At 69.2% G+C, this 20,114-nt stretch carries 19 protein-coding genes; 15 read left to right on the top strand and 4 right to left on the bottom strand.

Features of this window, described 5'->3' with window-relative positions:
* The first annotated feature begins 270 nt into the window (after positions 1–270).
* From OG588_RS40910 to pssA, 9 genes are all read left to right on the top strand, one after another.
* Positions 271–2,076, top strand: coding sequence for a 3-hydroxyacyl-CoA dehydrogenase family protein (locus OG588_RS40910; protein WP_405951644.1), 1,806 nt, complete (start codon positions 271–273; stop codon positions 2,074–2,076).
* A 118-nt stretch (positions 2,077–2,194) separates the two neighbouring features.
* The gene (locus OG588_RS40905; protein ID WP_366094925.1) at positions 2,195–3,022 is read left to right on the top strand and encodes a TetR family transcriptional regulator; all 828 of its coding nucleotides are present in this window, start codon (positions 2,195–2,197) and stop codon (positions 3,020–3,022) included.
* Between the two features lie 428 nt (positions 3,023–3,450).
* Positions 3,451–4,794, top strand: coding sequence for a crotonyl-CoA carboxylase/reductase (gene ccrA, locus OG588_RS40900; RefSeq protein WP_405951643.1), 1,344 nt, complete (start codon positions 3,451–3,453; stop codon positions 4,792–4,794).
* 94 nt (positions 4,795–4,888) lie between these two features.
* Positions 4,889–6,967, top strand: coding sequence for a protein meaA (locus OG588_RS40895; RefSeq protein WP_405953336.1), 2,079 nt, complete (start codon positions 4,889–4,891; stop codon positions 6,965–6,967).
* Complete coding sequence (locus tag OG588_RS40890) at positions 6,964–7,935, top strand: CoA ester lyase (RefSeq protein ID WP_019062927.1); 972 nt, start codon at positions 6,964–6,966, stop codon at positions 7,933–7,935. The genes OG588_RS40895 and OG588_RS40890 overlap by 4 nt, the downstream gene beginning before the upstream one ends.
* A gap of 3 nt (positions 7,936–7,938) precedes the next feature.
* Positions 7,939–8,451, top strand: a complete 513-nt coding sequence (locus OG588_RS40885) for a MaoC family dehydratase (protein WP_363095604.1) — start codon at positions 7,939–7,941, stop codon at positions 8,449–8,451.
* 2 nt (positions 8,452–8,453) lie between these two features.
* A complete protein-coding gene (locus OG588_RS40880; RefSeq protein WP_405951642.1) occupies positions 8,454–9,659 on the top strand; it encodes an acyl-CoA dehydrogenase family protein in 1,206 nt (401 codons plus the stop codon).
* Between the two features lie 169 nt (positions 9,660–9,828).
* A complete protein-coding gene (locus tag OG588_RS40875; RefSeq protein ID WP_019062930.1) occupies positions 9,829–10,485 on the top strand; it encodes a phosphatidylserine decarboxylase in 657 nt (218 codons plus the stop codon).
* Between the two features lie 22 nt (positions 10,486–10,507).
* Complete coding sequence (gene pssA, locus OG588_RS40870) at positions 10,508–11,329, top strand: CDP-diacylglycerol--serine O-phosphatidyltransferase (RefSeq protein WP_019062931.1); 822 nt, start codon at positions 10,508–10,510, stop codon at positions 11,327–11,329.
* Positions 11,330–11,413: 84 nt separating this feature from the next.
* Here pssA and OG588_RS40865 read toward each other — a convergent pair whose 3' ends face one another.
* Positions 11,414–12,532, bottom strand: coding sequence for a glycerate kinase (locus OG588_RS40865; protein WP_405953335.1), 1,119 nt, complete (start codon positions 12,530–12,532; stop codon positions 11,414–11,416).
* 215 nt (positions 12,533–12,747) lie between these two features.
* Here OG588_RS40865 and OG588_RS40860 point away from each other — a divergent pair, with 215 nt between their 5' ends.
* Positions 12,748–13,824, top strand: a complete 1,077-nt coding sequence (locus OG588_RS40860; protein ID WP_405951641.1) for an ADP-ribosylglycohydrolase family protein — start codon at positions 12,748–12,750, stop codon at positions 13,822–13,824.
* Here OG588_RS40860 and OG588_RS40855 read toward each other — a convergent pair.
* Positions 13,821–14,840 (bottom strand): NAD-dependent epimerase/dehydratase family protein, encoded by a 1,020-nt coding sequence (locus OG588_RS40855; RefSeq protein ID WP_405951640.1) that lies wholly within the window; start codon positions 14,838–14,840, stop codon positions 13,821–13,823. The genes OG588_RS40860 and OG588_RS40855 overlap by 4 nt on opposite strands.
* Positions 14,841–14,974: 134 nt before the next feature.
* Between OG588_RS40855 and OG588_RS40850 the strand changes: the two genes are divergently transcribed.
* Positions 14,975–15,547 carry a TetR/AcrR family transcriptional regulator gene (locus tag OG588_RS40850; RefSeq protein WP_405951639.1) on the top strand — a complete coding sequence of 191 codons (573 nt, stop codon included), beginning with the start codon at positions 14,975–14,977 and terminating at the stop codon, positions 15,545–15,547.
* On the opposite strand, the gene OG588_RS40845 is transcribed toward OG588_RS40850, so the two are convergent.
* On the bottom strand, positions 15,451–15,834 hold the full coding sequence (locus OG588_RS40845; protein WP_405951638.1) for a hypothetical protein: 384 nt from the start codon (positions 15,832–15,834) through the stop codon (positions 15,451–15,453). The two genes, OG588_RS40850 and OG588_RS40845, sit on opposite strands and share 97 nt — an antisense overlap.
* Positions 15,835–15,893: 59 nt before the next feature.
* Between OG588_RS40845 and OG588_RS40840 the strand changes: the two genes are divergently transcribed.
* Entirely contained in the window at positions 15,894–16,391 is a 498-nt protein-coding gene (locus tag OG588_RS40840; RefSeq protein WP_405951637.1) for an NUDIX domain-containing protein, read from the top strand.
* Between the two features lie 55 nt (positions 16,392–16,446).
* Here the strand turns inward: OG588_RS40840 and OG588_RS40835 are convergent, their stop codons facing one another.
* A complete protein-coding gene (locus tag OG588_RS40835; protein WP_019062937.1) occupies positions 16,447–16,647 on the bottom strand; it encodes a type II toxin-antitoxin system VapB family antitoxin in 201 nt (66 codons plus the stop codon).
* 67 nt (positions 16,648–16,714) lie between these two features.
* On the opposite strand from OG588_RS40835, the gene OG588_RS40830 reads away from it, so the two are divergent.
* From OG588_RS40830 to OG588_RS40820, 3 genes are all read left to right on the top strand, one after another.
* The gene (locus OG588_RS40830; RefSeq protein WP_405951636.1) at positions 16,715–17,026 is read left to right on the top strand and encodes a hypothetical protein; all 312 of its coding nucleotides are present in this window, start codon (positions 16,715–16,717) and stop codon (positions 17,024–17,026) included.
* Between the two features lie 128 nt (positions 17,027–17,154).
* Positions 17,155–17,844 carry a hypothetical protein gene (locus OG588_RS40825; RefSeq protein ID WP_405953334.1) on the top strand — a complete coding sequence of 230 codons (690 nt, stop codon included), beginning with the start codon at positions 17,155–17,157 and terminating at the stop codon, positions 17,842–17,844.
* 515 nt (positions 17,845–18,359) lie between these two features.
* Entirely contained in the window at positions 18,360–19,754 is a 1,395-nt protein-coding gene (locus tag OG588_RS40820; RefSeq protein WP_405951635.1) for a HEAT repeat domain-containing protein, read from the top strand.
* Positions 19,755–20,114 lie beyond the last annotated feature (360 nt).

Below are 20,114 nucleotides of genomic sequence, written 5' to 3'. Positions count from 1 at the left end.
TTACCCACCGGTTAAGCTCAGGTGAGCGAGTTACCCACTCGCGGATCTCCTTACGGTGGCCTGGTGACGCAGCCGCCGTGAGTGCAGTCGGTTCGGTGCCTCGTGTACCGCGGTACGACCAGGCCTGGGACAGGGCCGGTCGGAACTCTCTCTTCTCGCCGGGCGTGTGCGCTCGTTGCCCGGCACCACCCGCACTCCTTCTCGCACTCCGTGCGCCCCTCGGCGTACGGGTGCGCTCCCAGTCGTCACCCTCATTCCAGGAGTCCCGCGATGGCAACTCCCCTGCCCGACGCCCCCCTGTCCCCGTTCAAGACCATTGCCGTGGTCGGTCTCGGCACGATGGGCACCGGTATCACCGAGGTCCTCGCCCGGGCCGGCCGCGAGGTCGTCGGCATCGACGTCAGCGAGGCCGCGACCGCCCACGCCGTCGCCGCCCTGGAGACCGCGACCGCCCACGCCGTGCGGCGCGGCCGGCTCACCGAGCAGGAGCGCACCGACGCCCTCGCCCGCGTCCGCACCTCCACCGACCTGGGCGCCGCGGCCGACGCCGACCTGGTCATCGAGGTGGCCCCGGAGTCGTACGAGATCAAGCACCAGATCTTCCGCGCGCTGGACGGGATCGTGCGCCCCGACACCATCCTCGCGACCGGCACGAACGCCCTCTCCGTGACCCGGCTGGCGGCCGATTCGGCGCGCCCCGAGCGGGTGTTGGGGCTGCACTTCTTCAACCCGGCGCCCGCGATGAAGCTGGTCGAGGTCGTCTCCTCGGTGCTGACCGCGCCCACCGCCGTCGCCGCCGTCACCGACCTCGCGATCGAGCTGGGCAAGGAGCCCGTCGCGGTCGGCGACCGGCCCGGGTTCGTCGCGGACGGGCTGCTGTTCGGCTACCTCAACCAGGCGGCCGCGATGTACGAGGCGAAGTACGCCTCCCGCGAGGACATCGACGCGGCGATGCGGCTCGGCTGCGGACTGCCCATGGGCCCGCTCGCGCTCCTGGACCTCATCGGCATCGACACCGCGCGCACGGTCCTGGAGGCCATGTACTCGGAGTCCCACGACCGCCTGCACGCCCCGGCACCGATCCTGAAACAGCTCAGCGAGGCGGGCCTGACCGGCCGTAAGACGGGTCGCGGCTTCTACTCCTACGAGACTCCGGGCAGCGCGACCGTCGTGCGGGACGCGCTGACCCCGCCGGAGGGCGCGCGGCTCACCCCCGGCCGTACCGTGCGCTCGGTCGGTGTCGCCGGTTCCGGGACCATGGCGTCCGGTATCGCCGAGGTGTTCGCCAAGGCCGGGTACGACGTGGTGCTCGCCGCCCGTAGTGAGGAGAAGGCGCAGGTCGCCAAGTCCCGTATCGGCAAGTCGCTTTCGCGCTCCGTCGACAAGGGCCGGATGACCGCCGACGCCGCCGCCGAGACCCTGGACCGGATCACCGCGGCGGGCTCCTACGACTCCTTCGCGGACGTCGACCTGGCCGTCGAGGCGGTCGCCGAGGACCTGGAGATCAAGCAGCAGCTGTTCGCGACGCTGGACAAGGTCTGCAAGCCGGGCGCGGTGCTGGCCACCACGACCTCGTCACTGCCGGTCGTCGCGTGCGCCCGCGCGACCTCGCGTCCGCAGGACGTGATCGGCATGCACTTCTTCAACCCCGCACCGGCGATGAAGTTGGTCGAGGTCGTCCGTACAGTCTTGACGGATGTTGACGTCCAATCAACAGTGCACGAGGTGTGCGTCAAGATCAAGAAGCATGCGGTCGACTGTGGTGACCGAGCCGGCTTCATCGTCAATGCACTGCTTTTCCCGTACCTCAACAACGCGATCAAGATGGTGCAGGAGCACTATGCGTCTCTTGACGACATTGATGCCGCGATGAAGCTGGGCGGCGGCTACCCGATGGGCCCCTTCGAGCTGTTGGACGTCGTCGGGCTCGATGTGTCCCTGGCGATCGAGAAGGTCCTGCACCGCGAGTTCCGTGACCCGGGCCTGGCTCCGGCGCCGCTTCTGGAGCACCTGGTGGCCGCGGGCTGCCTCGGCCGCAAGACGGGCCGCGGCTTCCGCGAATATGCCCGCCGCTGAGGATCCCGGCGAGCCGTTCGCGGCCGACGGCGACTGGGGCGGGCTGCTCGATCCCACCGGAGAACCCCTGCCCACAGCGGGCGGGGGAAACCCCGGACGTGCGCGCCAAGCTGCGCACATGCAGTACGTTCGGGTCATGCCCCAGCCCGCCAAGCCCTCTCGTACACCTGCCACGCCCGACGCACCGGAGAGTGCCGCGGGCAGTCGCGCCGCCGCCCAGCGCCTCAAGATGCGGCGCGAGTTGGCGGCGGCCGCGATGGAGCTGTTCGCGACCAAGGGGTACGAGGCGACCACCGTCGACGAGATCGCGGCGGCGGCCGGGGTCGCGCGCCGGACGTTCTTCCGCCACTTCCGCTCCAAGGAAGAGGCGATCTTTCCCGACCATGACGACACGTTGATCCGGGCCGAGGCGGTACTGAACGCCGCCCCCGCGCACGAGCACCCGCTCGACACGGTGTGCCGGGGCATCAAGGAAGTCATGCGCATGTACGCGGCCCAGCCGGAGATCTCGGTCGCCCGCTACAAGCTGACGCGCGAGGTGCCCACCCTGCGCGAGGCCGAGATCGCGTCGGTGGCCCGCTACGAGCGGCTGTTCACGCGCTATCTGCTGGGCCACTTCGACGAGCACGCGCACGACGACGACGCCAACGACGACCCGCTGCTCGCCGAGGTCGCCGCCTCGGCCGTGGTCACCGCCCACAACCACGTGCTCCGGCGCTGGCTGCGGGCCGGCGGCCAGGGCGACGTCGAGGCACAGCTCGACCACGCCTTCGGGATCGTACGGAAGACGTTCGGCACCGGCATCGGCGCCGGCCGCACCGCGACCCCCAAGCCGGCCACCGCGGCGGTGCACCAGAACGGCGAGGTCCTGGTGACGGTCGCCCGCACCGACGCCCCGCTGGACGAGGTCATGCGGACCATCGAAGAGGCGCTGAGGGACCGCTGAAGACCCTGGGGCCCCTACGAGCCCTGTGATGACGGCCACCCCACGGGGTGGCCGTTTTGGCATGTCAGAGCCCCTTTTCACGCACCTTTCCGACCCCGTTCGATCGATCATCGCTCATTTGTTACGTAAAGATTTCACCTGAGAGCGATTCATGGCACTCGGTGCCTTGCGGGGTGACACGCAGTGTCATACGTTGAAGGTGTCCGGGCGGCCGGCGTACAGAGATCTCCCGTACGTCGGCTGTCCCCGCAACCCACCACTGGGCTGCGCGCCCGGACGCCTGCGTCACAGGCACCCTCCCGCGCCACAAAGCGCTGCCGAAGCACCACCCGCCGAACCGACGGCACCTCAGCACCCACCCTCAGCAGCAGCACCGACGTAACCATCGGCGCCCCTCCCTCAGGGCGCACTTCGCCGGAGGCAATACCGTGACCGTGAAGGACATCCTCGAAGCGATCCAGTCGCCGGACTCGACTCCGGCCGATTTCGCCGCCCTGCCGCTCCCCGAGTCGTACCGCGCGATCACCGTGCACAAGGACGAGACGGACATGTTCGCGGGCCTCACCACCCGCGACAAGGACCCCCGCAAGTCGATCCACCTGGACGACGTCCCGGTGCCCGAACTCGGCCCGGGCGAGGCCTTGGTGGCCGTGATGGCCTCCTCGGTCAACTACAACTCCGTGTGGACCTCGATCTTCGAGCCGCTGTCGACGTTCGGCTTCCTGGAGCGCTACGGCAAGCTCAGCGAGCTGACCAAGCGGCACGACCTGCCGTACCACATCATCGGCTCCGACCTCGCGGGCGTCGTCCTGCGTACCGGCCCCGGCGTGAACGCCTGGAAGCCCGGTGACGAGGTCGTCGCGCACTGCCTGAGCGTGGAACTGGAGTCGAGCGACGGGCACAACGACACAATGCTCGACCCCGAGCAGCGGATCTGGGGCTTCGAGACGAACTTCGGCGGGCTCGCGGAGATCGCGCTCGTCAAGTCCAACCAGCTGATGCCCAAGCCGGGCCACTTGTCGTGGGAGGAGGCCGCCGCCCCGGGCCTGGTGAACTCCACCGCCTACCGGCAGTTGGTCTCCCGCAACGGCGCCGGCATGAAGCAGGGCGACAACGTCCTGATCTGGGGCGCGAGCGGCGGACTCGGCTCGTACGCCACGCAGTTCGCGCTCGCGGGCGGCGCCAACCCGATCTGTGTCGTCTCCAGCGAGCAGAAGGCGGACATCTGCCGGGCGATGGGCGCCGAGGCGATCATCGACCGCACCGCCGAGGACTACAAGTTCTGGGCCGACGAGCACCACCAGGACCCGCGCGAGTGGAAGCGCTTCGGCAAGCGGATCCGTGAGCTCACCGGCGGCGAGGACGTGGACATCGTCTTCGAGCACCCCGGCCGCGAGACCTTCGGCGCAAGCGTTTACGTCACCCGCAAGGGCGGCACGATCGTCACCTGCGCGTCGACCTCCGGGTACAACCACGAGTACGACAACCGCTACCTGTGGATGTCCCTGAAGAAGATCATCGGCTCGCACTTCGCCAACTACCGCGAGGCCTGGGAGGCCAACCGGCTGGTCGCCAAGGGCAAGATCCACCCCACGCTCTCCAAGGTGTACTCCCTGGAGGAGACCGGACAGGCCGCCTACGACGTCCACCGCAACCTCCACCAGGGCAAGGTCGGCGTCCTGTGCCTCGCCCCCGAGGAGGGCCTCGGCGTGCGCGACGAGGAGAAGCGCGCCCAGCACATCGACGCCATCAACCGCTTCCGGAACATCTGAGGTCACGTAGATGACTGAGCGTCAGACAGCGCCTGCGGCTGAGGGTGCGCCGGTGTCGAAAGAGACGAAGACAAGGGAGCGCAGCGACCGCGGGCTGAGGAACGTCGACACCGGCACAGAGCACCCTCAGCCGAAGGCGCAAAAAGAAAGGGACCGGCCGTGGCTCATGCGCACGTACGCCGGTCACTCCACGGCAGAGGCGTCCAACGAGCTGTACCGGCGCAACCTCGCCAAGGGCCAGACCGGTCTGTCGGTCGCGTTCGACCTGCCGACGCAGACCGGCTACGACTCCGACCACATCCTCGCCCGCGGCGAGGTCGGCCGGGTCGGCGTGCCGATCGCGCACCTCGGGGACATGCGCCGGCTGTTCCAGGACATTCCCCTGGACCAGATGAACACCTCGATGACGATCAACGCCACCGCCATGTGGATGTTGGCGCTCTATCAGGTCGTCGCGGAGGAGCAGGGCGTCGACATCACCCTGCTCCAGGGGACGACCCAGAACGACATCGTCAAGGAGTACCTGTCGCGGGGCACGCACGTGTTCCCGCCGGTTCCCTCACTCCGGCTGACGACCGACATGATCTGCTACACGGTCAACCACATCCCCAAGTGGAACCCGATCAACATCTGCAGCTACCACCTCCAGGAGGCCGGGGCCACCCCCGTCCAGGAGATCGCGTACGCCATGTCCACCGCGATCGCCGTCCTGGACGCGGTGTTCGCGTCCGGCCAGATCCCCGAGGACCGCAAGGGCGATGTCGTCGCCCGCATCTCCTTCTTCGTGAACGCGGGCGTCCGCTTCATCGAGGAGATGTGCAAGATGCGCGCCTTCGGCCGCATCTGGGACGAGGTCACCCGCGAGCGCTACGGCATCGAGAACCCGAAGCAGCGCCGCTTCCGCTACGGCGTCCAGGTCAACTCCCTGGGCCTGACCGAGGCGCAGCCGGAGAACAACGTCCAGCGGATCGTGCTGGAGATGCTGGCCGTGACGCTGTCGAAGGACGCACGCGCGCGTGCCGTGCAACTCCCGGCCTGGAACGAGGCGTTGGGCCTCCCCCGGCCCTGGGACCAGCAATGGTCGCTGCGCATCCAGCAGGTACTGGCGCACGAGAGCGACCTGTTGGAGTACGCGGACATCTTCGAGGGCTCGCACGTCATCGAGGCGAAGGTGGCCTCCCTGGTCGAGGAGTCCCTCGCCGAGATGGACCGCATCGAGGAGATGGGCGGCGCGATGGCCGCCGTCGAGTCGGGTTACCTGAAGTCGCAGCTCGTGTCCTCGCACGCCGAACGCCGGGCCCGTATTGAGTCCGGTCAAGAGAAGATCGTCGGCGTCAACATCTTCAACACGACGGAGCCCAATCCACTCACCGCCGACCTTGATACAGCGATCCAGACGGTCGACCCTGCCGTCGAGGCCCGGGTCATCGAGTCACTGCAGCGCTGGCGGGACACGCGCTACCAGCCGCCGTTCAACCACCCGCGCCCGTGCAAGGCGCTGGAGCGGCTGAAGGAGGCCGCCAAGGGCACCGGCAACCTCATGGAGGCCACCCTGGAGTGCGCCCGCGCCGGTGTCACGACCGGCGAGTGGGCCGGGGCCCTGCGCGAGGTGTTCGGCGAGTTCCGGGCGCCCACGGGCGTCTCGTCGGCGCCGGTCGCGGTACCTGCGGAAGAGGGCTCGGCGATGGCCGAGGTGCGCCGCAAGGTGGATGTGACGGCACGCGAGATGGGTGCCGGGAAGCTGCGCTTCCTGGTCGGCAAGCCGGGCCTGGACGGGCACTCCAACGGCGCCGAGCAGATCGCCGTACGCGCGCGTGACGCCGGCTTCGAGGTGGTCTACCAGGGCATCCGGCTGACCCCGGAGCAGATCGTGGACGCGGCCCTCGCCGAGGACGTGCACGCGGTCGGCCTGTCCATCCTGTCCGGCTCGCACGCCCAGTTGGTGCCGGACGTGCTGGACCGGCTGCGCGAGGCCGGCGCGGCCGACATCCCGGTGATCGCGGGCGGGATCATCCCGAACGCCGACGCCGAGCTGCTCAGGGCCGCGGGAGTGGCCGCGGTCTTCACCCCGAAGGACTTCGACATCACGGGAATCATCGGCCGTATCGTCGACGAGATCCGGAAAGCGAACAAGCTCGACCCCCTGCTCGACCCCTTGGAGGTCCCCGCATGACCACGCCCGCCCCCGTCAACCGGCTTCGCCCGCGGCGCTCCTGTCTCGCGGTCCCCGGGAGCAACCCGCGCTTCCTGGAGAAGGCGCAGGGCCTCCCGGCCGACCAGGTGTTCCTGGACCTGGAGGACGCGTGCGCGCCGCTCGCCAAGCCCGAGGCGCGGCACACCATCGTCAAGTTCCTCAACGAGGGCGACTGGACGGGCAAGACGCGGGTGGTGCGCGTCAACGACTGGACGACCGAGTGGACGTACCGCGATGTCGTCACGGTCGTCGAGGGCGCCGGGCAGAACCTCGACTGCATCATGCTGCCGAAGGTGCAGACGGCCCAGCAGGTCGTCGCCCTGGATCTGCTGCTGACGCAGATCGAGAAGACGATGGGCTTCGAGGTCGGCAAGATCGGCATCGAGGCACAGATCGAGAACGCGCAGGGTCTCAACAACGTCAACGAGATCGCGACGGCCTCCCAGCGCGTCGAGACGATCATCTTCGGCCCGGCCGACTTCATGGCGTCGATCAACATGAAGTCGTTGGTCGTGGGCGAGCAGCCGCCCGGGTACCCGGCGGACGCCTACCACTACATCCTGATGAAGATCCTGATGGCCGCCCGCGCGAACAACCTCCAGGCGATCGACGGCCCTTACCTCCAGATCCGCAACCTCGACGGCTACCGCGCGGTCGCCCAGCGGGCCGCCGCGCTCGGCTTCGACGGCAAGTGGGTGCTGCACCCCGGCCAGGTCGAGGCGTCCAACGAGATCTTCTCGCCGTCCCAAGAGGACTTCGACCACGCCGAGTTGATCCTGGACGCGTACGACTACTACACGTCCGAGGCGGGCGGCAAGAAGGGCTCCGCGATGCTCGGCGACGAGATGATCGACGAGGCCAGCCGCAAGATGGCGCTCGTCATCTCGGGCAAGGGCCGGGCCGCCGGCATGGAGCGCACCTCCAAGTTCGAAGCCCCGGAGGCCTGAGCCATGCAATTCGGACGCACCTACGAGGAGTTCGAGGTCGGCGCGGTCTACAAGCACTGGCCCGGGAAGACGGTCACGGAGTACGACGACCACCTCTTCTGTCTCCTGACGATGAACCACCACCCGCTCCACATGGACGCCAACTACGCCGAGAACACAACGGACTTCGGCAAGAACGTGGTGGTCGGGAACTACATCTACTCGCTGCTGCTGGGCATGTCGGTGCCGGACGTGTCGGGCAAGGCGATCGCCAACCTGGAGGTGGAGTCGCTCAAGCACGTGGCGCCGACCTTCCACGGGGACACGATCTACGGCGAGACGACAGTCCTCGACAAGACGCCCTCCAGGTCGAAGAACGACCGCGGGATCGTGTACGTCGAGACCAAGGGCTACAAGCAGGACGGCACGCTGGTCTGCGTGTTCCGCCGCAAGGTGATGGTGCCGACCGAGACGTACATCAAGGAGCGCGGCGGCGAGCAGCCCGGCCGCCCGGACCTGAAGCAGCAGGAGAAGTAGCCATGGCGCGACTCGCCCAGACCGCCGGTCTCACCGACATCCAGCGGGAAATCCTGTCCACCGTCCGCGACTTCGTGGACAAGGAGATCCTCCCGGTCGCCACCGAGCTGGAGCACCGCGACGAGTATCCGCAGCAAATCGTCGACGGGCTCAAGGAGTTGGGCCTCTTCGGCCTGATGATCCCGGAGGAGTACGGCGGCCTGGGCGAGTCCCTGTTGACGTACGCCCTGTGCGTGGAGGAGATCGCGCGCGGGTGGATGTCGGTGTCCGGCATCATCAACACCCACTTCATCGTGGCCTACATGCTCAAGCAGCACGGCACGCAGGAGCAGAAGGACCACTTCCTGCCGCGCATGGCGGCCGGCGACATCCGGGGCGCGTTCTCCATGTCGGAACCGGCGTTGGGCTCCGACGTCTCGGCGATCACGTCGAAGGCGGTCAAGGACGGCGACGAATACGTCCTGAACGGCCAGAAGATGTGGCTGACGAACGGCGGAACGTCGTCGCTCGTCGCCGTACTCGTGCGAAGTGACGAAGGACACCCGGAGGGCACCGCGCCCCACAAGTCGATGACGACCTTCCTGATCGAGAAGGAGCCCGGCTTCGGAGAGGTCCAGCCCGGTCTCACGATCCCCGGGAAGATCGACAAGATGGGCTACAAGGGCGTCGACACCACCGAGTTGATCATGGACGGCCTGCGGATTCCGGCCGATCGCGTGCTCGGCGGCAAGACCGGCCGAGGTTTTTACCAAATGATGGACGGAGTCGAGGTCGGCCGCGTGAATGTGGCGGCGCGTGGCTGCGGTGTCGCTCAGCGTGCCTTCGAACTGGGCGTCTCGTACGCGCAGCAGCGTCACACCTTCGGGAAGCCCATCGCCCAGCACCAGGCGATCCAGTTCAAGCTGGCGGAGATGGCCACCAAGGTCGAGGCCGCCCATGCGATGATGGTAAATGCGGCACGCAAAAAGGACTCCGGCGAACGAAACGACCTTGAGGCAGGGATGGCGAAGTACCTCGCCTCCGAGTACTGCAAGGAGGTCGTCGAGGACGCCTTCCGGATCCACGGCGGGTACGGCTTCTCCAAGGAGTACGAGATCGAACGCCTTTACCGCGAGGCGCCGATGCTGCTGATCGGCGAAGGTACCGCCGAAATCCAGAAAATGATCATCGGGCGCAGGTTGCTCGAAGAGTATCGATTCCAGGGCTGATTGTCCGTTTCGGGGTGTTTTCATCGAGAAGAAGATCACACCCCGTGAACGCTCCTCAGCCGCCGACTCGGCTTCCTGGCTTGCCCAGTTGTGGCCCGCGACCGGTACGATCCCGGGAAAGCCGCCGTCCCCCGTTACAGCGCGGCATCATCCGCTACGAAGGTCATCCATGCCCCACAGCCAAACCTCTGCACCACGCGACAGCCTGGCAGGCGTACGCCTCGCGCGCGGAGCATCGCCGTGGCTCCTGCCGACCGTCGCCACCGCAGCCCTCAGCCTGGTACGTGCGCGCAAGTCCGGCGCCGCCAAGGTCGTGGCCGTACCCGCCACCGCGCTCGCGGCGGGCATGCTGTGGTTCTTCCGCGACCCCGAGCGCGAGATCACCCAGGGCCGGGTCATCTCGCCCGCCGACGGTGTGGTGCAGAGCATCATGCCGTGGAAGGACGGTCGCACCCGCGTCGCCATCTTCATGAGCCCGCTGAACGTCCACGTCAACCGCGCGCCGCTCTCCGGCACGGTGACGTCGGTCGAGCACATCCCGGGTGGTTTCGTTCCCGCGTTCAACAAGGAGAGCGAGAACAACGAGCGGGTCGTCTGGCACTTCGACACCGAGCTCGGTGACATCGAGATGATCCAGATCGCCGGCGCCGTCGCCCGCCGCATCGTCCCCTACGTTCCGCAGGGCACCAAGGTCGAGCAGGGCGAGCGCATCGGACTGATCCGCTTCGGTTCACGCGTCGACATCTACCTCCCCGAGGGTGTCGAGGTGGACGTGGAGGTCGGCCAGAAGACCATGGCTGGGGTGACTCGCATTGACCGTGGTTGATCCGGAGACACAGGCGGGCTGGGTGCCCGAGGCCGATGAGGTGGACGACGAGGAGGAGATGCCTCTTTCTCTCCGCCTCTCAATAGCGGACACCCTCACCCTCGGCAACGCCACCTGCGGCTTCATGGCGGTGTACTTCACCACCACCGGCATCCTGATCCCGCACCTGACGGGCAACGACGAGTCGACCGGCATGGCCCGCCACAGCGCGGCCACCGCGGTCATCCTGATGCTGTGCGCGGCGGTCTTCGACCTCTTCGACGGCCTCGTCGCCCGCAAGCTGCGCTCCTCGCCCATGGGCGCGGAGCTGGACAACCTGTCGGACCTGATCAGCTTCGGCCTCGCGCCGGCGTACTTCGTCCTCGTCTACGGCATGGTCGCCGACGACGCGCACCAGAGAGTGGCCGCGGTCGGGGCGATCGTGGTGCTGCTGGCGGTGGTGCTGAGACTGGCCCGCTTCTCGTGCGTGACGCCACCGAACGGCATGTTCCAGGGCATGCCCTCCCCGTTCGGTGCGCTGACGGTGGTCTCGATCGTGCTGCTCGAACTGCCCTTCGTGGCAACGCTGCTCGCGATCCTGGGCACCGCCTGGCTGATGGTGAGCCGGGTCGAGTACCCGAAGCCCCGCGGTCGCCTCGCGGTCGCGATGCTCGCCTGGATCGTCCTGTCGATGGGCCTGTTGGCATCCTGGGCGTTCGACGCCCCGGGCGGTCAGCTGCTCCTCCAGACGGGCTGCGCGCTCCAGCTGGTCATGGGCGCGGTGATCCCGCTGTTCGCGACGGCTCGCCGAGTGAACAACTTCCGCGGCAACCGGCGTGAGGCGCGGGCGGCACAGCTGCCGTAGCGGTCGTAGGAGACATACCGAAGGGCCCCGAGCCACTTGGCTCGGGGCCCTTCGGTGTTCCTTGGGACCAGGAAGAGCTGGGCCTCAGACCAGGAAGTCCCGTGCGATGTTCTCCGCCACCCGTTCCAGGATCGGGCCCGCCTCCGCGATGCACTTCACGACGTCCGGTTCGATCGCCGTGAGGGGGTAGGCGCGGCGGATGCCGGCATGGCCCAGGGACTGCGGGGGCAGGGCGAGGCGGCCACAGACCGCGACGACCTCCTTGCCCTCCGCGCGGGCCGCCGCGGCGACACCTGCCGGGGCCTTGCCGTGGAGGGTCTGTTCGTCGAGGGAGCCCTCGCCGGTGATGACCAGGGTCGCGCCCTCCAGGGCGGCGGCGAAGCCGAGGACGTCGAGCATGACCTCGATGCCGGGGCGGAAGCGGGCGCCAAGAAGGAGCGCGCCGTAGCCGATGCCGCCGGCGGCGCCCGCGCCGGGTGCGGAAGCGGACTCGGCGGCCTTGGGGCCGATCGCCTCCTCCAGGACCTTCGCGTAGTGCCCGAGGGCCGCGTCGAGGGCGTCCACGTCGTCCGGCGCCGCGCCCTTCTGGGGGCCGTAGACCGCGGGGGCGCCCTTGGGGCCGGTGAGCGGGTTGTCGACGTCGCTGGCAAGGATCAGGTCGACGGTGGTGAGGCGTGGGTCGAGGCCGGTGAGGTCGGCCGAGGCGAGGTCGGTCAGGCCGCCGCCGCCCGGGGGCACCGGTTCGCCCTCGGCGTCCAGGAAGCGGGCGCCGAGTGCGGAGAGCATGCCCGCGCCGCCGTCCGTCGTGGCGCTGCCGCCGACGCCGAACACGATGGTCCGGGCGCCCGCGTCGAGCGCGGCCCGCAGCAGTTCGCCGGAGCCGTACGTCGAGGAGGTGAGCGGGGCGAAGACGCCCTTGGGCAGGCGTTGCAACCCGCTCGCCTCGGCCATCTCGACCACGGCCGTGTCGCCGCGTACCGCGAAGGCCGCGGTGACCTCGTCGCCGAGGGGCCCGGCGACCCGTATCTCGCGTCGCTCGAAGCCCGCCGCGACGGCCGCGTCCACCGTGCCGTCGCCGCCGTCGGCCACCGGCATCGCCGCGACCTCCAGATCGGGTACGACCCTGCGCAGCCCGGCGGTCACCCGCTCGGCGACCTGCACGGCCGTCAGCGACCCCTTGAACTTGTCCGCGGCGATGAGCACCCTGTGGGTGCCCCTCTGTGCAGCGTTCGCCACCTTGCGATCCCCTTGCTCTACGGGCCCCCGCGTATTCCGGGGCCAGTCGCGCCGCTGCGACCTTAACCGGCGGACGCCCACGCCGTCATGCTCCGACCGAACCCTGGGACCGGCCTACGAGTGCCCTGTGCGGACCGGTCCAACCCCGCGCGGCCACCCCCCGAATCGGGTAGACCGGTCCTATGACCCCTGTGCGCAGTGAGCCAGAGCTCGCGGACCGCATCCTCGGGGGCTGGCTGGGCCGGATCGCGGGCAACATGCTCGGCAAGCCGGTCGAGCAGGGCGACCTGTGGACGCGCGACCGCATCGACCGCTATCTCCGGCGGGCCGACGCCCTGCCGCTCACCGACTACCTGCCCGAGCCCGCCGGCGAGAACGACGGCGTCGCGCTGCGCCCCGAGTGGCAGCGGTGCGTGCGCGGCCGGATCCACGGCAGCTGCCGTGACGACGACATCGACTACGCCATCCTCGGCCTCGACCTGCTGGAGACCCACGGCTTCGGCTTCAGCACCGAGCAGGTCGGCGAACTGTGGCTGCGGAGACTGCCGTACCTCCAGACGTTCACGGCCGAGCGCGCCACCTACCGCAACCTCGCCAACGGCCTCAAGCCACCGCTGACGGCGACGCACGACAACCCGTACCAGGAGTGGATCGGCGCCCTGATCCGCGCCGACATCTACGGTTGGACCGGTCCAGGCGCCCCGCGCCGCGCGGCCCAACTCGCGCGCAGGGACGCGGTGTTGTCCCACTCGGGGAACGGTGTCTACGGCGCCATGTGGGCCGCCGCGCTCATCTCGGCGGCGTTCACCGCGCCGACCGTGCGGCACGCGCTGGACACGGCGCTGACCGTGATCCCGCCGGGCTGCCGCCTCGCGCGGACCGTACGCCGGGTGCTCACGCTGCACGAGACCCGGATGACCTGGGAGGACACCCTCACCACCCTGTCCGAGGAGACCGCCGGGCTCGGCTGGATCCACACGATCCCGAACGCGGCCGTCCTCACCGCCGGACTCCTGTACGGCGACGGCGACTTCACCCGCACCATCACGCTCACCGTGCGCGGCGGCCTGGACACCGACTCGAACGGCGCGACGGCGGGTTCGGTCGCCGGGGTGCTGACCGGCGCGGACGCGATCCCGGCACAGTGGAAGGACCCGTTGGAGGACACCGTGCGCAGTGCGGTGTTCGGTTTCGACGGGGTGCGGATCAGTGAACTGGCGGCGCGGACAGTGCAGTTGGCGGAGGCCGCCGCCGTCTAGACGGCGCCCTGCGCGATCAGGCTCCGGGCGCAGTCGAGGACGGCTTCCCGGGCCGGGCGCGGTTCCCAGCCGAGGACGCGGTGGGCCTTCTCGGTGCTGTGGCGGTTGCGGCGGCCGAGCGCGGGGGTGATCGCGCGCAGCGACGGGTCCCGGAAGCGGGCGGCGAGGCGGACCGCGAAGTCCGGGAGGCGGCGCGTGGAGACGGTGCGGCCGTGCTCGCCGAGGCCCTCGCGCAGGGTGCGGGCGATGTCCTCCATCCACACGAACTCCCCGGTGGCGAGGAAGCGTTGACCGGCAGCCTCCGGTGATTCCATCGCCCGGATGTGGACGTCGACCAGGTCCCGGACGTCGACGACTTCGAGGCCGATGCGGGGGACGCCGGGCATCTTCCCGCTCACCATGCGCGCGATGATGCCGACGGAGCCCATGTTCGCAGTGGTGAGGACCGGTCCAAAGACGGCGCCGGGAAGCACGGTGGTCAGCTCGGTCGGACCGTCGTAGCCGTCCATGAAGTCCCAGGCGGCGCGCTCGGCGAGGGTCTTCGAGCGGCGGTAGGGGATGAGGGTCGGGTCGTCTGGATCGGTCCAAAGCGACTCGTCGGTGACACCCTCCGAGGCATACGACGAGGGGCTCGCGGCGTTCGCCGCCGAGGTCATCACCACGCGTCGTACGCCTGCCCCGGTGGCCGCGCGCAGGACGCGCAACGCTCCGCCGCGGGCCGCAGTGATGAGCTCGTCGGGGTCGTCCGAGGCGGCGCCGAGCGGAGAGGCGACGTGCAGGACGAAGTCGACGCCCTTGAGCGCGGCGTCCCAGCCCTCGTCGGCGGTGAGGTCGACGACGGCGAAGCTCAGCCGTCCGGCGGGGTCGACGACGGTCGCGACAGCGTCGGTGACCGCGCTCTCCTTGCCCGGGGCGCGGACGGTCGTACGGACGTCGTAGCCGCGGCGGAGCAGTTCGGCGATGCACCAGCCGGCGATGTAGCCGCTGCCTCCGGTGACCAGGACGAGTTCGGGCATGGCGGTGCTCCCTGCGGTGTCGGGTGGGGGTGTGCCAGAATGGAGAGCGAAACGGAGGCCCCTCCGGTACATCCACCAACGTACCGGAGGGCCCTCCGCTTAGCAATCCGACACCCGACGGACGGCCCGCACCCGTGAACCCGAAACCGACCCGCCGCGACGCCCTCGACAACCGGGAACGCATCCTGACCGTCGCCCGCGAGGCGATAGCCGCGTCGAGCGGTGCATCGAGCGGCGCGTCAATTGGCGTGTCCCTCACCGCGATCGCCAAGGAGGCGGGCGTCGGCATCGGGACGCTGTACCGGCACTTCCCCACCCGGGAGGCGCTGATCCTGGAGCTGTACCGCCACGACATACAGCACCTGATCGACCGCGCACCCGTGCTGCTCGCGGACCATCCCCCGCTCGTGGCCCTACGCCTCTGGTTTGACGAGGTCGCCCACTACGGGAGGCTCAAGTACGGCGTCGCCGAGGTCATCCACGCGGCGACCGACGGCGGCGCGGACGACGAGTACTTCGCGCCCTTCGTGGCCGCAATTGCCCTGCTCCTGAAGGCGGGTGCCGCCGACGGGTCGCTCAAGTCCGGGCTCGATCCGGAGGATGTGCTGCTTCAGCTGAGCGTGCTGTGGCGGCTCGATCCGGCGCGGGACGGGGAGGCGCGGGCCGGGCGGATTCTGGACCTCATCGTGGACGGGTTGCGGGCGTAGTACCGCTGGGTCTCCGGCGATCCGGCCCGGCCGAGGTCGGCGCCCGCCTTCTCCGCCGTGGCGAAGACGGGGGTGTCCATGGCACCGAGTTCCGCGCGCAGGGAGTGGGTGAGAGCGGCGAGGGCGGCCCTGGAGGCGGCGATCGGGCCGAAGAACGGCGGTGGGACGCGGGCCGGGACGGCGCCGACGTTGACGAGCCGGCCGCCACCCCTCTCGCGGGTGACAGCGAGGCGTCGCTCGTAGGGCTCGCGGTGCAGGAGGCGCCCTGGTTGAGCCTGGTCTGTCACTTCCCGGTGCCGGGCAGTGAGTCGGAGAGGCGGCTGCGCGGGCTGGTTACCCTTCCTGAATGACCACTACGCAAGACTTCGCCACGTACCTCGCGGGCCTCCCCCGCATCCTCGCCGGGGCCGCCGCGCTCTTCCGTGACACCGAGGGCCGGGTCCTGCTCGTCGAGCCCAACTACCGTGAGGGCTGGGCCCTTCCGGGCGGCACGATCGAGTCGGACGACGGCGAGACACCCCGCCAGGGCGCGCGTCGCGAGACGCTGGAGGAGATCGGCCTCGACGTCGAACTCGGCCGCCTGCTCGCCGTCGACTGGGTCTACCACGGGCCGAGCTACCCGCCGTTGGTGGCCTACCTGTACGACGGCGGAGTCCTCACGGCGAACGAACTCAAGTCGATCCAACTCCAGGAGGAGGAACTGCTGTCCTGGCGCCTCGTCCCGCGCGAGGACATCACGGAGTATCTGCCGGGTTCGCTGGGGCTACGGGTGCTGGTCGCGCTGGATGTACTCGGGGAGGACGTGGGGACGGCGGAGTTGGAGAACGGGGTGCGGGTCGGCTGAGGCGGAGTTGGGGCCGGGCGGCGGGTCGGCTGACGGCGGCCGCCCAAAGTGGGGCTCAGCCCTCGACGTCCCGGGGTTTCACGTCCACCTCGCGCAGCGCGTCGTCGCGAGCCTCGGCCCTGGCCTCCGTGCGGTGGCCGCGCTCGATGTAGTCGCGGACGACGAGTTCGACGGCGTCCTGCGGGTTGCCCACGCCCGCCAGCACCATGACTTCCACGACGAGCGCTGCGTCGAGCGAGACGGTCACCTTGGCCATGCGCGGACGATAACACCCGCCTCCGTTCCCCGAACATCCGGACGAAACGAGGAGCAACTCCCCACCGATGACGAGCCCTTCCCCCGTGGACGACGACCGCGGCTGCCTGCGCCTGGTCCTCGCCGTTCCCCTGGTGCTGCTCACCCTTGTCGCCCTGTGCTTCTGTTGGGCGGCGCTGACCATCCGCCCCTCCGGCTCCTGGGACGACGACGCGTACGCCGGCATCGTGCTCGCGTGCGTGCTCTCCATCGGTGCCGCCGGCGCGGTGGTGGGGGTGTGGCTGCTGCCGTCCGTGCGGCGGGTCATGGGGTGGTGGTGGGTGGGGCCGGCCGTGGTGTCGGGGGTGATCGCGGGGATCCGGTATGTGGGGGTTGGTTGACGCCGCGATATCCGCTCGTCGTCCACCGCATCCCGTGGATCCGTTGCCGCTGTGGATACCGGTGTGCGTGGATGCGGCACTGTGTCTTGAGAGTTCCGTCGAGGGACCACTTCAATGGGACGGTGACCATGACACCGGTGGACGGCGACACGACTGTCGCGGGGCGGATCTCACTCGGCGACATCATCGAGCAACTGCGCCGGCACAGACCGGTCTTCCACTCCGAGGCCGACCTTCAGCACAGTTTCGCCCGGGTGCTGTGGGAGTTGATGCCGGACGTGCACTCCAGGCTCGAGGTACCGCAGAGGTTGTTGGGCAGGAGCGAATACCTGGACCTCCTGTGCATCGGCCCCTCGGCCCGCACCGCGATCGAGTTCAAGTACTTCACCCGGAGATGGACGGGCACGGCAGGCACTCCGGCCGAGGAATACGCGGTGAAGGGGCATGCCGCCACAGACCTCGCGCGTCTGCACTTCGTCCGGGACATAGCCAGGCTTGAGCGCTTCTGCCGCCGCTCGGACCAGAACGGTCTGGCCATCATGTTGACCAACGACGCGTCCTTGTGGACACCGCCCGGATCCGGCCGGAAGCAGACCCGGGATCGGGACTTCAGGATCCATCAGGGGCGTGAGCTCGCCGGCACGCTGTTGTGGGCCGAGGGCGCCTACGAGCCGAACACGTGCACGTTGCGAGGTGCGTACCCCCTCGAATGGGAACCGTACTCCGAACTGGACGGAGCGGGCGGCGAGTTCCGCTACGTCGCCGTGTCCGTCAGCCCGGTCCCGGACGAAGCTGACGCCACACCCGTGTACGTCTAGCGGTGCTCGCGCGAAACTGCGGTGTGGCGCCCCGGACATGACTGGCCTCACGCCATGACGTCGGTTGACGGCAGCCCATGAGAAGACCGGATCGCCCAGACCGCGTCGGACTTGGCCGCGATGCCATGAGCCTTGGTCTGGCTCCCGTTCCGGCGAGTCTGTGCTGCCACGTGACGCACTCGGCAACGACGGTCGGCATTCGACGGTCACCTCTTCCGGTCGCGGACGCAGGTCGGCCGACAGTTCGTCCGCGTCGAGCTGACTGGCGTTGGGCCCGGCGGCGACAACCGGGCGGCCTTCAGCAAGCTGCTCGGCAGCTCCACCACGCTTCGACAGCCGGCGGCGCAGCACCGTCGGACACCGCATCGATCCGGATCTCGGGCCGCCCCGGCTGAAAGCCGCTCGCCCGTCCCCGGGCCGGCGGCAGGGCATGATCATCGACGTTGACCCCGTACACGTGACATGCGCACAATCTGCGGGCCCGCGACGACCGTTGGCGAACAGGGAGGCCCAGCATGTGTGGAGATTGCGATCACCGCGAGACCGTCTCTTCGATCGCGCGAAATCCCGCTGCGCCGGTCGACGTCCTGACCAGGCTGCTGTGCGAGGAAGCCAAGGCGGCATGGGCCACGATCGCCTGGCGCGCTCTGCCGGACGAGGTGGTCGACGCCATCGTCACGCACCCCGACCGCAGGATGCGCGCTCTGCTCACCGACAACATCTCGGTACCGGCGGAACAACGCGCCAGGCTCGTGGACGATCCCGATCCACACGTCCGCCTTGGTCTGGCCATGGGACCCAACTGGTTCCGCATCCCCACGCCGCCACTGCCCCTTTCCGCTCAGCGGCGTCTGCTCGCCGATCCGGACCCGAAGGTCCGTAGCGCCGCGGCCTTCTGCCCCGACACGGCTCCGAACCTGATCGCCGAGCTCGCCGACCATCAGGACGCTGACCTTCGCCAGGCGGCCTGCCGCGAGTGGGCCTCGCTGTCCGAGGACACCCGAAGCCGGCTGCTCCACGACGCCGACGACAGAGTCCGTCAGGCGGCCATGATCAAGGCCTGCCGCGAAGACGCGGCCTGCACGGACCTTCTTCTCGACGCGGAGATCGACAGCCTCGACAGATGGAAAGTGATCCGCTCCGGCGCCATGAGCACGGCGACCGCCGAACGGCTCGCAGCAAGCGCCGACGCGCAGGACCGGCGGGAGCTGGCGGCCAATCTCAACGTTCCCATCGACATCGTCCGAACGTTGGCGGACGACGACGCGCACGACGTACGGCTGGCCGTATCGGTACGCCCCGAACTGACAGAGCCGGAACGCACCGCCCTCGACGTCACCATCCGCCCCTCCGACCGGCTCGCTCCCGTCGAATGGGTTCGCCTCTGCGCAGATGCCGAGGTCCTGCGCCAATGCGCCAAGTCGGCCAACACACTGCTACGACGTAGCGCCACCTACAGCCCGCACCTGCCCGCCGACGCCATCGACCTGCTCTCGAAGGACGACGACCACCCCGTACGACTCCTGTTGTGCGAGAGCCAGCCCACCGTCGACGGCGAGGTGGTGCTGCAGACGTACCTGGACTGCCGGGTCGTCACCAAGGGCTCCCTGCTGGGCCACCCGAACTTCCCGCGCGCGGGCAGCGGGCAACGCTTCGCCGACGACCCGGATCCGGAGAAGCGGCGGCTGGCGGGGCTGGACCCCGAAGTGCCCGTCGACACCCTGGTCCGGATGCTTGCCGACCCCCACGATCGTGTACGTGCCACGGCGGCCGCGCACCCCACGCTGCCGGTCGATCGCATCCTCGAATGCTGCGAGAACCCGGTGACCTCCTACAACGCTCTCGGAAACCCGAGCCTTCCCGCGGAAGCCATGCACCGGTACCTCGACGAGGCGGGCATCCCTCGCTGACGTGGGACGGCAGGAGCCATACGAACACTGCTCGCGCGGCGCGTGCCTGTCGACCACGAAGGCTCGCACCGCACCTGGGCCCTTGCCCGCGGGTTCCGCCGCCTTCACGCAGGACCGACTGACCTGCCTTCGTGCCCCAGCCCCAGCCCCAGCCCCAGCCCCAGCCCCAGCCGTGCATCATCCGCAGGAACGACGGCTTGATCCAGGTCAAGCCGTACTCAGAGAAACTTTCTCCGGTCGCTGCTCACGACTCCTCCGTGCAGCCCCCATTCGTCGAGACCGGAGTAGATCAACGCGGTGCGGCACTGGGGAGCCGAGAGGCACTCAGCCTCTCCTCTGTACACGGCCACCAACGAGTCG

Origin of the sequence: Streptomyces prunicolor (assembly GCF_045162825.1) — a bacterium.
GTDB lineage: Bacteria > Actinomycetota > Actinomycetes > Streptomycetales > Streptomycetaceae > Streptomyces > Streptomyces prunicolor.
This window is presented reverse-complemented; position numbering and strand designations above follow the sequence as displayed.

What these genes read in the sequence shown, in the direction of transcription:
- OG588_RS40830 (WP_405951636.1), top strand. Translation starts at nt 16,715, where the DNA reads ATGACGAGCCCTTCCCCCGTGGACGACGACCGCGGCTGCCTGCGCCTG.
- OG588_RS40905 (WP_366094925.1), top strand. Translation starts at nt 2,195, where the DNA reads ATGCAGTACGTTCGGGTCATGCCCCAGCCCGCCAAGCCCTCTCGTACA.
- OG588_RS40855 (WP_405951640.1), bottom strand. Translation starts at nt 14,840, where the DNA reads ATGCCCGAACTCGTCCTGGTCACCGGAGGCAGCGGCTACATCGCCGGC.
- OG588_RS40820 (WP_405951635.1), top strand. Translation starts at nt 18,360, where the DNA reads ATGTGTGGAGATTGCGATCACCGCGAGACCGTCTCTTCGATCGCGCGA.
- OG588_RS40860 (WP_405951641.1), top strand. Translation starts at nt 12,748, where the DNA reads ATGACCCCTGTGCGCAGTGAGCCAGAGCTCGCGGACCGCATCCTCGGG.
- OG588_RS40825 (WP_405953334.1), top strand. Translation starts at nt 17,155, where the DNA reads ATGACACCGGTGGACGGCGACACGACTGTCGCGGGGCGGATCTCACTC.
- OG588_RS40835 (WP_019062937.1), bottom strand. Translation starts at nt 16,647, where the DNA reads ATGGCCAAGGTGACCGTCTCGCTCGACGCAGCGCTCGTCGTGGAAGTC.
- OG588_RS40890 (WP_019062927.1), top strand. Translation starts at nt 6,964, where the DNA reads ATGACCACGCCCGCCCCCGTCAACCGGCTTCGCCCGCGGCGCTCCTGT.
- OG588_RS40840 (WP_405951637.1), top strand. Translation starts at nt 15,894, where the DNA reads ATGACCACTACGCAAGACTTCGCCACGTACCTCGCGGGCCTCCCCCGC.
- OG588_RS40880 (WP_405951642.1), top strand. Translation starts at nt 8,454, where the DNA reads ATGGCGCGACTCGCCCAGACCGCCGGTCTCACCGACATCCAGCGGGAA.
- OG588_RS40910 (WP_405951644.1), top strand. Translation starts at nt 271, where the DNA reads ATGGCAACTCCCCTGCCCGACGCCCCCCTGTCCCCGTTCAAGACCATT.
- OG588_RS40875 (WP_019062930.1), top strand. Translation starts at nt 9,829, where the DNA reads ATGCCCCACAGCCAAACCTCTGCACCACGCGACAGCCTGGCAGGCGTA.
- OG588_RS40885 (WP_363095604.1), top strand. Translation starts at nt 7,939, where the DNA reads ATGCAATTCGGACGCACCTACGAGGAGTTCGAGGTCGGCGCGGTCTAC.